Source organism: Pseudomonas sp. UMAB-08 (assembly GCF_900095225.1).
Taxonomy (GTDB): Bacteria; Pseudomonadota; Gammaproteobacteria; order Pseudomonadales; family Pseudomonadaceae; genus Aquipseudomonas.
Genome location: NZ_LT607422.1, coordinates 1 through 13,525, shown reverse-complemented (window position 1 = coordinate 13,525; position 13,525 = coordinate 1). Strand labels below are relative to the sequence as shown.

At 59.4% G+C, this 13,525-nt stretch carries 19 protein-coding genes; 9 read left to right on the top strand and 10 right to left on the bottom strand.

All coding sequences use genetic code 11. The features are described from left to right. The first annotated feature begins 11 nt into the window (after positions 1–11). Positions 12–659, top strand: coding sequence for a tRNA (guanosine(46)-N7)-methyltransferase TrmB (gene trmB / locus K0F75_RS15905; RefSeq protein WP_219063095.1), 648 nt, complete (start codon positions 12–14; stop codon positions 657–659). Between the two features lie 76 nt (positions 660–735). Here trmB and K0F75_RS15900 read toward each other — a convergent pair whose 3' ends face one another. From K0F75_RS15900 to K0F75_RS15860, 9 genes are all read right to left on the bottom strand, one after another. Then, positions 736–1,059 carry a DUF3392 domain-containing protein gene (locus K0F75_RS15900; protein ID WP_219062849.1) on the bottom strand — a complete coding sequence of 108 codons (324 nt, stop codon included), beginning with the start codon at positions 1,057–1,059 and terminating at the stop codon, positions 736–738. Between the two features lie 9 nt (positions 1,060–1,068). Next, complete coding sequence (gene hemW, locus K0F75_RS15895; RefSeq protein WP_219062848.1) at positions 1,069–2,298, bottom strand: radical SAM family heme chaperone HemW; 1,230 nt, start codon at positions 2,296–2,298, stop codon at positions 1,069–1,071. Next, positions 2,295–2,891 carry an RdgB/HAM1 family non-canonical purine NTP pyrophosphatase gene (gene rdgB / locus K0F75_RS15890; protein WP_219062846.1) on the bottom strand — a complete coding sequence of 199 codons (597 nt, stop codon included), beginning with the start codon at positions 2,889–2,891 and terminating at the stop codon, positions 2,295–2,297. The genes hemW and rdgB overlap by 4 nt, the downstream gene beginning before the upstream one ends. Beyond that, a complete protein-coding gene (locus K0F75_RS15885; RefSeq protein WP_219062844.1) occupies positions 2,888–3,322 on the bottom strand; it encodes a DUF4426 domain-containing protein in 435 nt (144 codons plus the stop codon). Before K0F75_RS15885 ends, rdgB begins: the two co-directional genes overlap by 4 nt. A gap of 23 nt (positions 3,323–3,345) precedes the next feature. Beyond that, positions 3,346–3,966 (bottom strand): methionine biosynthesis protein MetW, encoded by a 621-nt coding sequence (metW, locus tag K0F75_RS15880; RefSeq protein ID WP_219062843.1) that lies wholly within the window; start codon positions 3,964–3,966, stop codon positions 3,346–3,348. Between the two features lie 7 nt (positions 3,967–3,973). Continuing rightward, on the bottom strand, positions 3,974–5,113 hold the full coding sequence (locus K0F75_RS15875) for a homoserine O-acetyltransferase (protein ID WP_219062841.1): 1,140 nt from the start codon (positions 5,111–5,113) through the stop codon (positions 3,974–3,976). Positions 5,114–5,215: 102 nt separating this feature from the next. Next, the gene (locus K0F75_RS15870; RefSeq protein WP_219062840.1) at positions 5,216–5,806 is read right to left on the bottom strand and encodes a YggT family protein; all 591 of its coding nucleotides are present in this window, start codon (positions 5,804–5,806) and stop codon (positions 5,216–5,218) included. Between the two features lie 27 nt (positions 5,807–5,833). After that, positions 5,834–6,652 (bottom strand): pyrroline-5-carboxylate reductase, encoded by an 819-nt coding sequence (gene proC, locus K0F75_RS15865; protein WP_219062839.1) that lies wholly within the window; start codon positions 6,650–6,652, stop codon positions 5,834–5,836. 27 nt (positions 6,653–6,679) lie between these two features. Beyond that, positions 6,680–7,366, bottom strand: coding sequence for a YggS family pyridoxal phosphate-dependent enzyme (locus K0F75_RS15860; protein WP_219062838.1), 687 nt, complete (start codon positions 7,364–7,366; stop codon positions 6,680–6,682). A 55-nt stretch (positions 7,367–7,421) separates the two neighbouring features. Here K0F75_RS15860 and K0F75_RS15855 point away from each other — a divergent pair, with 55 nt between their 5' ends. After that, positions 7,422–8,456: a type IV pilus twitching motility protein PilT gene (locus tag K0F75_RS15855; RefSeq protein WP_219062836.1), complete on the top strand. Its 1,035-nt coding sequence runs from the start codon at positions 7,422–7,424 to the stop codon at positions 8,454–8,456. Between the two features lie 80 nt (positions 8,457–8,536). Here the strand turns inward: K0F75_RS15855 and K0F75_RS15850 are convergent, their stop codons facing one another. Next, positions 8,537–9,229: a C40 family peptidase gene (locus K0F75_RS15850; RefSeq protein ID WP_219062835.1), complete on the bottom strand. Its 693-nt coding sequence runs from the start codon at positions 9,227–9,229 to the stop codon at positions 8,537–8,539. A 250-nt stretch (positions 9,230–9,479) separates the two neighbouring features. On the opposite strand from K0F75_RS15850, the gene K0F75_RS15845 reads away from it, so the two are divergent. The 7 genes from K0F75_RS15845 to K0F75_RS25795 form a co-directional block, all read left to right on the top strand. Continuing rightward, positions 9,480–9,899: a TM2 domain-containing protein gene (locus tag K0F75_RS15845; protein WP_219062834.1), complete on the top strand. Its 420-nt coding sequence runs from the start codon at positions 9,480–9,482 to the stop codon at positions 9,897–9,899. A gap of 307 nt (positions 9,900–10,206) precedes the next feature. After that, positions 10,207–10,821: a DUF4123 domain-containing protein gene (locus tag K0F75_RS15840; RefSeq protein WP_219062833.1), complete on the top strand. Its 615-nt coding sequence runs from the start codon at positions 10,207–10,209 to the stop codon at positions 10,819–10,821. Beyond that, positions 10,821–11,066 (top strand): hypothetical protein, encoded by a 246-nt coding sequence (locus K0F75_RS15835; RefSeq protein WP_219062831.1) that lies wholly within the window; start codon positions 10,821–10,823, stop codon positions 11,064–11,066. Before K0F75_RS15840 ends, K0F75_RS15835 begins: the two co-directional genes overlap by 1 nt. Next, positions 11,063–11,584, top strand: coding sequence for a DUF3304 domain-containing protein (locus tag K0F75_RS15830; RefSeq protein ID WP_219062830.1), 522 nt, complete (start codon positions 11,063–11,065; stop codon positions 11,582–11,584). Before K0F75_RS15835 ends, K0F75_RS15830 begins: the two co-directional genes overlap by 4 nt. Further along, positions 11,569–12,126, top strand: a complete 558-nt coding sequence (locus K0F75_RS15825) for a DUF3304 domain-containing protein (RefSeq protein WP_219062829.1) — start codon at positions 11,569–11,571, stop codon at positions 12,124–12,126. The genes K0F75_RS15830 and K0F75_RS15825 overlap by 16 nt, the downstream gene beginning before the upstream one ends. Further along, positions 12,111–13,127 carry a DUF2235 domain-containing protein gene (locus K0F75_RS15820; RefSeq protein WP_257604404.1) on the top strand — a complete coding sequence of 339 codons (1,017 nt, stop codon included), beginning with the start codon at positions 12,111–12,113 and terminating at the stop codon, positions 13,125–13,127. Before K0F75_RS15825 ends, K0F75_RS15820 begins: the two co-directional genes overlap by 16 nt. Continuing rightward, a partial coding sequence (locus K0F75_RS25795) for a DUF2235 domain-containing protein (RefSeq protein WP_257604403.1) occupies positions 13,105–13,525 on the top strand: 421 nt, incomplete at its 3' end. The genes K0F75_RS15820 and K0F75_RS25795, both read left to right, overlap by 23 nt.

The window sequence follows — 13,525 nt, the reverse complement described above, 5'->3', positions numbered from 1 at the left end:
AGAGTTTCGTGATGCGCGCCGGACGTATGACCGAAGGCCAGCAACGCGGCCTCGATCAGGGCCGGCCGCTGTTCGTCCTGCCGCTGGCAGATGCGCCCGTGGACTTTGATCAGGTATTCGGTCGCTCTGCGCCACGTACCCTGGAAATCGGCTTCGGCATGGGCCATTCGCTGCTGGAAATGGCGGCGGCCTCGCCCGAGCACGATTTCATTGGCGTCGAAGTGCATTACCCGGGTGTCGGCGCGCTGCTGAATGGCGTGCTGACCCAGGGGCTGACCAATGTGCGCGTCTACGATTGCGATGCCATCGAAGTGCTCAACCGTTGCATCGCCGACAACAGCCTCGACCGCTTGATGCTGTTCTTCCCGGACCCGTGGCACAAAAGTCGTCACCACAAACGCCGCATCGTTCAGCCAGAGTTCGCCGAGTTGGTGCGCAGCAAGCTCAAGGTAGGCGGCATTCTGCACATGGCCACCGACTGGGAACCCTATGCCGAGTACATGCTGGAAGTGATGAACGTCGCGCCGGGCTATCGCAACCAGGCCGAAGACGGCAAATGCGTGCCTCGCCCAACCGAGCGGCCAATCACCAAGTTCGAACGTCGCGGTGAGCGACTCGGGCATGGTGTGTGGGATTTGAAGTTCGAGAAGCTGGCGTAAAACGTGTAGGCGCGCGCTTGCATCCTGAAGGTCGTGCCGACCTTATCGCGGGCAAGCGTGCTCCTACAGGTGTTCTTTAGCGGCGATCCGCTACAACCCCAATCAAGACCAACACCACCAGCAGCACGGGCGCAAGGCTGTAGTTGTTGAACTGGCTCAGCCCGCGGATAACCCACGGGGTGGCGTAGATCAGTGCCGCGCCGCTGCCGATTGTGCACAGCAGGGCCATGACCGGTATGCGCAACGCACCCGCCAGGCCACCGATACGACCTTCCAGCCAGCCTTTGATGTCGGCCCCAAACAACACCAATAGACAACCGACCAACGCCAGGGCGATTTCGGAAAGGTTGCTGCGGCTCCAGCGCGAGACGGTCGCGAGCAGGTCGAGTACAAAGTCCATGCAAAGTCCTTAGGTCAAAAAATAGTGCAGCAAGTCATTGAGGAACAATTGCCCTCGGGCGCTGGCGACCAGACGTGTCGGATCAGTGTCCAGAAGGCCGCGCTGTTCGGCCTGTTGCCGGGCGCTGGCCAGGGTGTCGAGGCTTAGACCGGTGCGCTCGCGAAATAGCTCCGCGTCGACGCCATTTGTCAGGCGCAGGGCATTCATCAGGAATTCGAAGGGCATGTCTTCGTTGCTGAGCAGCTTCTCGCCGGCCTTGAACGCCTTGTTCGGGTTCAGATAATCCTTGGGCAGGCGGGTTTTCCAGGTGCGCACGATGCGCCCGTCGGGATGGCTGAGCTTGCCATGCGCGCCGGCACCGATGCCGATGAAGTCGCCGAACCTCCAGTAATTGAGGTTATGCCGTGCAGGCCTGCCGGGTTGGGCGTAGGCCGACACTTCGTATTGCGCGTAACCGTGCTCTGCGAGCAACGCCTGTCCGGCCTCTTGAATGTCCCACAGGATGTCGTCCTCCGGCAGGGTTGGCGGCTGGTTCCAGAACACCGTGTTCGGTTCCAGCGTCAGTTGGTACCACGACAGATGCGTCGGCGCTAACGCGATGGCCTGGCGCAAATCACCCAGTGCGTCTTCCTGCGACTGATCCGGCAAACCGTGCATCAAGTCCAGGTTGAAGTTGTCAAAACCAGCCTGGCGCGCCATGTCGGCTGCACGAATCGCTTCGTCGCCATTGTGGATGCGACCCAGCGCCTTGAGCTTCTCTTCCTGGAAACTCTGAATGCCAATCGACAGCCGATTGATGCCAAGCCCGCGATACGCGCTGAATTTGGCTTGTTCAAACGTACCAGGGTTGGCTTCAAGGGTGATTTCGATGTCACTGGCAAAACGGATGCGCTGCTCCACGCCCTTGAGCAGACGCCCCAGCGCGTTGGCGCTGAACAGGCTGGGCGTGCCGCCGCCGAAGAAAATCGAGCTCAGCTCGCGGCCATGAACGTGCGGCAGGTCCTGATCAAGATCCGCCAGCAACGCGTCGACGTATTCCTGCTCGGGCAGGACCGGGCTGGCCGTGTGCGAGTTGAAGTCGCAATACGGGCATTTGCGCACGCACCACGGGATATGGATGTACAGCGCCAAGGGCGGCAGGTGCGGCAGGCCTGCCCTGGGGCTTTGGGTGGAAGGGGCGGCCGAGGAAAAACCGGTCTCACCCAGAAACAGCGGTTGTATAGGCGTGTCCGGTGTCATTGCAGGCTCAAGCGCTGACGCAGCAACGTCATGGCGCGGGCGCGGTGGCTGAGCTGGTTTTTTTCTACGGGGCTGAGCTCTGCGCTTGAACAATCGCGTTCGGGCACCCAGAACAACGGGTCGTAGCCGAAACCGTGTTCACCGCTTGCAGCGCTCAGGATGCGCCCGTGCCACAGGCCTTCGCAGATGATCGGCAGCGGATCGTCTGCGTGCCGCACCAGCGCCAGAACACAGACGAATTGCGCGCCACGCTGGTCGGCGGGTACATCTTTCAACGCCTCCAGCAGCTTGGCGTTGTTCGCCGCATCGCCCTGGCCATCGGCGTACCGAGCCGAATAAATGCCTGGCGCACCGCCAAGAAAGTCCACGGCCAGCCCGGAGTCGTCGGCCAGCGCCGGCAGTCCGGAAATCCGGGCGGCATTGCGCGCCTTGAGGATCGCGTTCTCGACGAATGACAGGCCGGTCTCTTCCGGCTCGACACGGCTGAACTCACCGATGGAGCGCAGGTGCACGGAGTCACCAAGCATGGCCTGGAGTTCTTTCAGCTTGCCAGCGTTATGGCTGGCCAGAACAAGTTGCGTGAACGTCATCATTCGCCTGGAAACAGTTCCTGGTTAAAGCTGAAGCTGTTGGTCGCGCCACCAGCCTGAACATTGATAGTAAAAGTAAGGGTTTCTTGCTGCACGATCGGGAATTGCGCGATGTAGTACACGGCGCCTTGATCGGTGATTTGCTTGAACGTCAGGGTGGTGCTGCGACCGGTCAGGTCTTTGACCGTGCCGGTGACGCTGGCTGCGCTGGGCTTGTCGGCCTTGAGCACGGCGATGTTCATGACGCCCTGATTCTTGCTGCGCACGAGGCCGGTGGCCTTGGCAATGTCAGGCTGCAGGAAGCTGGACGTGAAGGCACTGTAGTGCACCGTCACATCGCCAAATTTTTCCAGGCGTTCGGGCTTGGCGTAATCAGCGGCCATGGCCGGCAGGGCCAGGCATAGAGCACATAGGAACAGAGCTAAGCGACGCATGATCGTTCTCCTTGGGCAGTGGTTCAAATCGCGATCTGGTGATCTTGCAGGCCAGGGCTACTGACGCGGTAGATCCCGATCTCTCCTAACAGATTAGGCCATAGCTTGCTGGCCCAGCCATGTCGATGTTGTTGATCGACGGCCAGCCGGTTGATGACGCGCGCTTTGCGGCCACGGCACAGCTCTTCGAAGTCGCCGAACGTACAGAAGTGGATGTTCGGCGTGTTGTACCAGGTATACGGCAGAAAGTCGGACACCGGCATCCGGCCCTTGCTGGCCAAGTACCAACGGCAGCGCCAGTGACCGAAGTTGGGGAAGGTGATGATGCACTGACGACCGACCCGCAGCATCTCGTCGAGAATCCGGTCGGGGTAGTGCACGGCTTGCAGGGCCTGGGTCATGACCACGACATCGAAGCTGTTGCTGGCGAAATTGCCCAGGCCTTTGTCCAGATCCTGCTCAATGACGTTAACGCCCTTGGCGACGCAGTGAGCGATGTTGTCGGCGTCGTTTTCCAGGCCGTAACCCGTGACTTGCTTGTTATCGCGCAGCCAGGCCAGCAGTTCGCCATCGCCGCAACCGAGGTCGAGCACCCGGCTGCCGGCAGGGATCCAGTCTTGGATAATTTCCAGGTCGGCTCTCATGGTGTCCTCAGAGTGCAATTCGGTTCATGTAGCTGGTGAAGGCCTGCAAGTAGCGCGGGATCGGAATCAGAAAGGCGTCATGGCCTTGCGGAGCATCGATTTCCAGGTAGCAGACGTTCTTTTTCGCCGCCATCAACGCATCCACCAGCTCTCTCGAACGGGCCGGTGAGAAGCGCCAGTCGGTGGTGAAGGAGATCACGCAGAAATCAGCCTTGGCCCCGGCAAAGGTCAGTGCCAGGTTGTCGCCGTGATTGGCGGCCGGGTCGAAGTAGTCCAGTGCCTTGGTCATCAGCAGGTAGGTGTTGGCATCGAAGCGCCCGGAGAACTCTTCGCCCTGATAGCGCAGGTAGCTTTCAACCTGGAACTCGACGCTGTGGAAGTCGTAGTTGAGTTTTTCGCTCTTCAGGCCACGACCGAATTTCTCGCCCATGGAGTCATCGGACAGGTACGTGATGTGCCCGACCATGCGCGCCAGCATCAGGCCGCGCTTGGGGATCACACCGTATTCCTGGAAGTAACCGCCATGGAAGTCCGGGTCGGACAGGATGGCCTGCCGCGCCACTTCGTTGAAGGCGATGTTCTGCGCCGACAATTTGGGCGCCGATGCGATGGCCAGGCAGTGGCGGACGCGGTCCGGGTAGCTGATGGTCCACTGCAACGCCTGCATGCCGCCCAGGCTGCCACCGACCACGGCCGCCCATTGCTGGATGCCGAGGGTGTCGGCCAGGCGTGCCTGACTGTTGACCCAGTCTTCCACGGTCAATACCGGGAAATCGGCGCCGAAAGGCTTGCCAGTCTCGGGATTGATGCTGCTGGGGCCAGTCGAGCCATTGCAGCCGCCAAGGTTGTTCAGGCTGACGACAAAGAATGTGTTGGTGTCGATAGGCTTGCCGGGGCCGATGCAGCTGTCCCACCAGCCGGGCTTGCGCTCATCGACGCTATGGAAGCCGGCCGCATGATGGTGCCCGGAGAGTGCATGGCAGATCAGCACGGCGTTGCTACGGGCAGCGTTGAGCTCGCCGTAGGTTTCGTAAATCAGGTCGTAGGCAGGCAGCGAACGACCGCAGGCCAACGCCAGCGGCTCGCTGAAATGCACCAGCTGCGGCGTGACCAGACCAACAGAATCGTGGGGAAAGACCGTGGGCATCGACCCTGCTCTCGCATAAATGAGGCGTAAGTCTAAAGACCGCGGCCTTTAGCAGCAAGCAAACACCGGACTTGCCGGTGCCTGCATATGGCGGAGTGAGGCTTAGATCAGCAGGCGCAGGGCTTCAGGCATATAGGTCATGGCGGCGAGGTTGTTGATCACCAGCATGTCCAGCAGCTTGAGTGCCATGAACGCCAGGATCGGCGAAATATCCAGACCGCCCAGGTTCGGCAGAATCTTGCGGAACGGCGCCAGAGCAGGCTCGCAGATCTGATTGACCAGTTCTGCGCCAGGGTTATGGCTGCCCGGTGCGACCCAGGACAGGATCACGCTGATGATCAGGGCGTAGAAGAAAATCTTCAGGAACAGTGAGGTGACCGCAATCAGCGACCAGACCAGCAGCAGCAGCGGGTTGTTTATGTACCCTACAGCCAGCAGAAAGATCAGGGCGAACAGCAAAAACTGCACGATGATTGCCAGAACCAGCGAGGACATGTCCAGTCCGAACATGCTCGGAATGATCCGCCGCAGTGGTTTGAGCAGCGGCTGGGTGGCGCGCACGGCGAACTGGCTCAGAGGGTTGTAGAAGTCTGCCCGAACCAGTTGCAGCACGAAGCGCAGCAGGATGATCAGCAGGTACAAGCTGCCGACGGTTTGCAGAACATAAATTGCAGCGGTGCTCAGTCCGATCATCGGTGTGCTCCTCAATGGCCTAAAAAGTTACTGGCCCAGCTGTTCGGCCATTTCTGCCGAACGATGCGCGGCAGCAGTGAGTGCTGTTTCGACCAGGGCTTCGAAGCCGCCAGCCTGGAAAGATTTGATAGCGGCTTCCGTGGTGCCCGCAGGGGAGGTTACACGGCGGCGCAGCTCGGCGGCATCAACATCGCTGCCAGTGGCCATCAGTGCAGCGCCCAAGGCGGTCTGCAGGGTCAGTTGGGCTGCGGTCTCGCGCGGCAGGCCGAGTTTTTCGCCTGCGGCGGTCATGGCTTCGATCAACAGGAAAAAATACGCCGGACCACTGCCGGACACTGCGGTGACCGCGTCCAGCTGCTTTTCATCGTCCAGCCACAGCACAATGCCGACGGCCGACAGGAGTTGCCCGGCCTGCTGGCGTTGTTCGCTGGAAACACGGGCGGTGGCGTACAGGCCGCTGACGCCCTGGCGCAGGAGTGCCGGGGTGTTGGGCATGCAGCGCACGATCGGGTGTTCGCCCAGCCAGGTGTTCATGCTGGCGCAGGTGATACCGGCGGCGATGGACACGACCAGTTGATTGGGCTTGAGGCTCGGGCGCAATGCTTCGCACACGGCCTTCATCATTTGTGGCTTTACCGCGATCAGCACGACGTCCGCGCCTTCGATGGCTTGGGCGTTGTCGGCGAACAGCTCAATGCCATGCTCGGCGGCGACTTTGGCGCGCTGCTCTGCGCCGGGATCGCTGGCACGAATCAGCGCCGCGTCCACGCCTTGGGCGCGCAACCCGCCGATCAGGCTGGTGGCCATGTTTCCGGCACCGATAAAGGCAATGCGAGTGTTGCTCATGACTGAGTTCCTGTTAGCAAAATGGATTTATGGCTGGCCGTAATCGCGGGCACCAAAAAGAGCCGTTCCGATTCGAACCCAGGTCGCGCCTTGTGCAATGGCGGCTTCCAGGTCGTGGCTCATGCCCATGGACAGTGTATCCAGCGGCAGGTGCAGGCTGTCTTGCAGGCGGCGTACCGTCGCAAAAGCAGCGTTTTGTTCGGCGCTGTCTTCGGTGGGTTCGGGAATAGCCATCAGCCCGCGCAACGTCAAACGCGGCAATGCGCTGATGGCGGCGGCCAAGGCGGGCAGGTCGTCCGGTGTGCAACCAGACTTGCTCGCTTCGCCACTGACGTTGACCTGAATGCAGATGTTGAGCGGCGGCAGCTCGGCGGGGCGTTGTTCTGACAGACGTTGAGCGATTTTCAAGCGATCCACAGAGTGCACCCAAGCAAAGTGCTCGGCGATAGCGCGAGTCTTGTTTGACTGAATGGGGCCGATGAAATGCCAACACAAGGGCAGGTCAGCTAATTCAAGCTGTTTGCTCAAGGCTTCCTGCAAGTAGTTTTCGCCAAAGTCACGCAGTCCGGCGGCGAACGCCTCGCGCAAGGCAGCGGCAGGTTTGGTCTTGCTTACGGCCAGCAAGCCGATGGTCGATGGGTCGCGTTGCGCCGCAAGGGCTGCTGCGCGAATTCGCTCATCAACTTGGGAAACGTTGTCTGCTATCGTGGACATTGATTTGCGCCAGCAGGGCTAAAGTCTGCGGCATTCTATGTGATTGGGGAGCCCTATGGATATTACCGAGCTGCTGGCTTTCAGTGCCAAGCAGGGCGCGTCGGACTTGCATCTCTCCGCCGGGCTGCCACCGATGATTCGAGTCGATGGCGATGTACGGCGGATCAACCTGCCAGCACTGGACCATAAACAGGTTCAGGAACTGATCTACGACATCATGAACGACAAGCAGCGCAAGGACTTCGAGGAGTTTTTGGAGACTGACTTTTCCTTCGAAGTGCCCGGTATTGCGCGGTTCCGGGTGAACGCCTTCAACCAGAACCGGGGTGCCGGTGCGGTATTTCGGACCATTCCGTCTAAAGTCCTGACCATGGACGATCTCGGCATGGGAGAAGTGTTTCGCAAAATTACCGACGTGCCGCGCGGTCTGGTATTGGTCACCGGCCCAACCGGTTCAGGGAAGTCCACCACCCTGGCGGCGATGATCGATTACCTGAACAGCAACAAGCATCACCACATTCTGACGATTGAAGACCCGATCGAGTTCGTCCACGAGTCGAAGAAGTGCCTGGTCAACCAGCGTGAAGTCCATCGCGACACACTGGGTTTCGCCGAGGCCTTGCGTTCGGCCCTGCGGGAAGACCCGGACATCATTCTGGTGGGTGAAATGCGTGACCTTGAAACCATCCGCCTGGCGCTGACCGCTGCTGAGACCGGGCATTTGGTGTTCGGCACGCTGCACACCACGTCGGCTGCGAAAACCATCGACCGGGTTGTCGATGTGTTCCCTGCGCAAGAGAAATCGATGGTGCGCTCGATGCTGTCCGAGTCGTTGCAGGCCGTTATTTCGCAAACGCTGGTCAAGAAAGTCGGTGGCGGGCGGGTCGCCGCACACGAAATCATGATCGGTACACCGGCGATCCGTAACCTTATTCGCGAGGACAAGGTCGCGCAGATGTACTCATCGATCCAGACGGGTGGTTCGTTGGGCATGCAGACGCTGGACATGAGCTTGAAAGAGCTGGTGAGCAAAGGCCTGATCACCCGCGAAGGTGCTCGAGAGAAGGCCAAGACACCAGATAACTTCTAAGCGCGAGGTATTTGCGGGGGAGGGAAGGATGCGCCGAAGGACACTCCGGCGCATTGCCTGCGCTAATGCAGGCTATACCGTCAACGCTGAGAGATGCGCAGGACGGGATCGTTCTTTGGCAGAACCCGCTTGGCGAGCACGTAGTGGTCGTCCCAATAAGGCTTCTTCAGGGTGTCGATAGACACTGCTTTACCGCGGCGCGGGGCATGGATAAAGCGGTCATTGCCCAGGTAAATGGCAACATGATTGACCTTGCTGCTCTTTATCGTGAAGAACAGCAAATCGCCCGGCTTCAGATCCTTGCGTTCAACTTTCTGCCCGTGACCTGCGGCCATGGCATTCGAGGTGCGCGGTAAATCGGCTTCGTTCACGTCGCGGAAGGCGTATTTGACCAGCCCGCTGCAATCGAACCCTTTACTTGGGCTGCTACCGCCCCAACGATAAGGAGTACCCAGCACATTAACTGCACGGCTCAATACGGCGCTGCTCTGCTTGACTGGCATTTGTGCGACGGTGCCGGTTTTGCCTTTGTTCTTGGTTTTGGCTGCGGTTTTGCTCAGGGATTTTTCGTGAGCGGGACGGTGACTTGTCCGGGTTGGAGCTTTTGGTTCGATAGAAGCGGTGGCTGCGGTGAAAGCGGGTGTTGGTGAAGAATGGGATTTTGCGGTGAAACCGTTGAAGCTTGGCGGTAACTGTTGCTCACGGTTGGTGGCGTGGGCGGCCAGCGGCATAAGTAGGCAAATAGTTAGCCATGTCTTGAAAATTGGACGCATTAGGCAGGGCTCTTATTGGTCAGCGCGCAACTTTATAACAGCTTTTTGCGTCGTTCTGACCCCGCTGGTCGAAACAAATGCGGAACGAATGTGCCCATTATTGCGGTAATGTGTCACATGGATTTTGGCAAAGCCCTTAATTACAAGGGCTTGCGCCAGGCTTTTAAGGTTTTTGCCATACGTCGGAGCGCCACATTAAAGTCACAAAATTTACGGATATTTTTTTCTATCAGCTTAAAAGAGGCAGTGAATGAACAGCTATCGTCAGGACGTCCAACCTCAGGACACCCACAGCAAAATTCTCGGCTATCTGCTATGGATTGTCGGTTTTACCGGATCGCATCGCTTTTATTACGGCAAGCCAGTGACCGGTACGATCTGGTTTTTCACATTGGGTCTGCTGGGTATCGGTTGGCTGATCGACCTATTTTTGATCCCAAGCATGGATCGCGAGGCAGATTTGCGCTTCAACGCAGGTTCCATTGATTACAGCATCGCCTGGATCCTGCTGACATTTCTTGGCGTGTTCGGCGTGCACCGGATGTATCAAGGCAAATGGATCACCGGGATCATCTATCTATTCACCGGCGGATTTTTTCTGCTGGGCGTGTTGTATGACTTCTGGACGCTGAATGACCAGATTTCTGTTGAGAATGCGCGGCGGGGGTAAAGCCAGTAATGCTCCCATCAAGCTAGCTGTAACTGATAGAAATTTTCTACAGTCCGCGGAGCGACCACGCCTTACTCGTGCAACGTTGCATCGCTATCGAATGCCCGTACACATTTTATTATTTCCATTTCCTCCAAATAACGCCTTGATGCCCCCTAAACCGCCGTTCTCACGAACGGCGGTTTTTTTGCGGGTCAACATTTCAGACCTTTCCCGCAATACCGAACGGATTTGACCTACAGACGATAAAAAACCTTTCGCTGACTATGCCTTGGACAACTTTCCTTACAAAAGGCAGGGCAGCGGAATGCCGAAACTGACTCATCAGCCCGCCATGGGCTTTGAAATCCCCGCGTGTCTGCGCGACCTGAAACAACACGCAGACGCAGCAAGCCTCGACTACCTCGACATGATCATCAACGCCACGTTGCTTGATTATCCCTTGCTGCAACGGCTGGCCGAACTCGACCCGCCGCCCTTGCACACACTACTGCTTGAGGGCACGCCTGAACACGCACTGGCCGCACAAGGCCCTGTGCATGTTCGTGTGTTCTGGGCACATACGGCCCAGGTGAACTGGCTGGGCGCGTTTGTCAGGGCGTTCGAACGCCAGTCCCGCGTGCTGTCGCTGTTAAGCCCCTGGCCGTTCGACGCGTTGAGCGAGCACCTGCGTTATTACACCCAGGCGCATTGGGACAAAGGCGCCAAGAGCGGCATCCTGCGTTACTACGACAACCGGTTGTTCAAGCACATCAGTGGCGTGTTTATCGAAGACGCGGCTCGCGACTTTCATGCGCCCGTCATCAGTTGGCACTGGACCGACCGCGATCACAAAGCGCAGATCATCNCGATCACAAAGCGCAGATCATCGGTGGCGACTACCTCCCCTTTCACGAATTTACCCGCCCCAGTACGCCCTTGATGATGGACGCGTATCAGGTCGAGTCCGTGTGCATCTGGAGTGAAGCCGAGCAATGGGAGAAAACCCACGGTCTGTCGAAACGAAACTACCGGGTCGGCAAGGAACAACGGGTATCCCTGCTGTATTTGGGGCACCTCGCCGCCAGTGACCTCCACCTTGAGGGCGAGGAGCACCGGGCATTTATGATCGAGTGGCTGGCCCAACACTTGCCCGAAGACCTGCCGCAGAACGGCGGCTTGGCATGAGGCGTCCGCTCGCGCTTTGCCTGCTGACCTGCCTTGCGCTGCAAGCCTGCAGCCAATCCCTGCCCGACCGATTGGGTGCGCCTATCGAGGGGTACAGCCATACCTCGGCGGCGATCAATTACTTCATGGTCAACGGCAACGGCGGCCCGAACATCGGGCCTTACGGCGGGGGCGGCAAGCAGAACTGCTGCGTGAGCATGCCGCGCCAGTGGCATCCCGGCCTGACCGTGGTGGTGGAGTGGGAGAAGGATCCGACGCCGCACGCCTACGGCAAATGGCCTGAACCCCCGTTTACTGATGCGTGGCGCGCGCGAATGAAGAAAGAGAAGCTCAACAACACCCGCCATCGCGCCGTCGTGGAGGTGGCGCCGTATGAGCACCTCGGGTTGGTCAATGTGCATTTTCTGCCTTGCGATCAAGTCAAGGTCGCCGCCAGTCCCAGCTACCACGGGCGCCCCAATCACCCCTACAACTACCCCCTCAAAATGGAAGTCCCTGCCGTATGTCCCGCCCCCTAAAACCTGGCACCCCACGCCGAAGGCCAGCGCTTTGGGCGGCGGCTGCGCTCGCCTGCCTTGCGCTGCAAGCCTGCAGCAAATCACTGCCCGAGCGCCTCGGTATTCCCATCGAGGGGTACAGCCATACCTCGGCGGCGATCAATTACTTCATCGTCAACGGCGGCGGCGGGCCGAACATCGGCCCTTACGGCGGGGGCGGCAGCCAGAACTGCTGCGTGAGCATGCCGCGCCAGTGGCATCCCGGCCTGACCGTGGTGGTGGAGTGGGAGAAGGATCCGAAACCACACGATTACGGCAATTGGCCTGAGCGCCCGTTCAGCGATGCTTGGAACAAGCGAATGCAGGAACACGAGTCTAAAAACACCCGGCATCGCGCCATCGTGGAGGTGGCACCGTATGAAAAGCTGGGTGCAATCACGGCGCATTTCCTGCCCTGCGACCAGGTAAAGATCTCTGCGGGCCCTACCTATCTGGGCATGGCTGATCACCCCTACAACTACCCCCTCAAAATGGAAGTCCCTGCCAAATGTCCATTACCTTGAATTCAGGCTCGCAACGGCCGGCCCCGGCGCCTTTAACGCCGACCCCGCCGTTCCCCAAAGAGGGGCTGCTGCCGCGCACGTCCGAGGATGTGGCGCTTAACTACCGCACACAGTATCGGCCCAAGCTGCTGGCGGCCTATGCGGCTAAACGGGCCGCCAAGGCGGCGGGTGAAACGTATGCCGGTGCGCCGTGCATCAATGTGCTGAACATCACCCTGTGCTTCGACGGCACCAACAACCACGAGCCCTCGGACAAACTCGGTCAACCCCCGAGCACCAGCAACGTCGCGCGGCTTTACCACGCCAGCGTCGGTGCCGACTCAGGCACAGAGCAGAGCCGGGCGAACCAGATGGGTTTCTATCGTTATTACATGCAAGGGGTAGGCACCGAGTTCAAGGAAATCGGCGAGTTCGAACCACAAGACCTGGGGCTGATTGGCGCGGTCGGCGGCGAGAACCGGATCAATTGGGGCATTACGCGCCTGCTGGATGCGGTGGGCCGGGCTTGCGGCGAGCCGTATCTGGATCCTGGCGTTGCCTACGAGTTGGTGCAAAAAATGGGCACCTCGTTCACTGAAGAGATGCTCGGCGCGACGTTGCTCAAGAGTGGTGACAGCCGTCGGCGCGAGGCCTTACAGGCGCCGTTGCTGGCCCTGCAAAAAAAGGTCGACTTCGTGCATGTGCGCAAGACCAAACCGCGGATCATCGGCCTGCGCCTGTACGTGTACGGCTTTTCCCGGGGCGCTGCCGAAGCCCGGGCCTTTGCCACCTGGCTGGAGAGCCTGACCCAAGTCGAAATCGAGGGTGAAACCTGTTACCTGTTTGCCGGCCTGCCGATCTGCATTGCCTTCCTGGGCCTGTTCGACACCGTGGCCTCCACCGGCATGGCCTACGCGATGCCGTTCGCCGAGGGCCATATGGGGTGGGCCGATGACTCCATGCGCCTGTCGGACATCGGAGATGTTTCTGGAGCGCTGCGTGCATCTGGTCGCCGCCCATGAGCAACGCACCTGTTTCCCGGTGGACTCGATCCGGCGCAAGAACGACCCCGATGACCCGAGTTGCCCTTCGACCTACCGCACTAACACGGTCGAATACCTCTACCCCGGCATGCACTCCGATGTCGGTGGTGGGTATCCGCCGGGTGATCAGGGCAAGTCGCTGGGTGGCCCTCAGGATGTTATGTCGCAACTTCCGTTGCAGCATATGTACGCCGAAGCCTACGCAGTCGGCGCTCCGTTGCAGGCACCCTCGATTGCACTCAGTGACGAACAGAGACAGGACGAGCCATGGCTGGAGATGGACGCTAAAACATTCAAAGCCTTTGCTGTCTCCGAAACCCTCACCCTCCGCTTCAACACCTGGCTCGCCCACCACAAAACCGGCCCGCTGGAAGGCG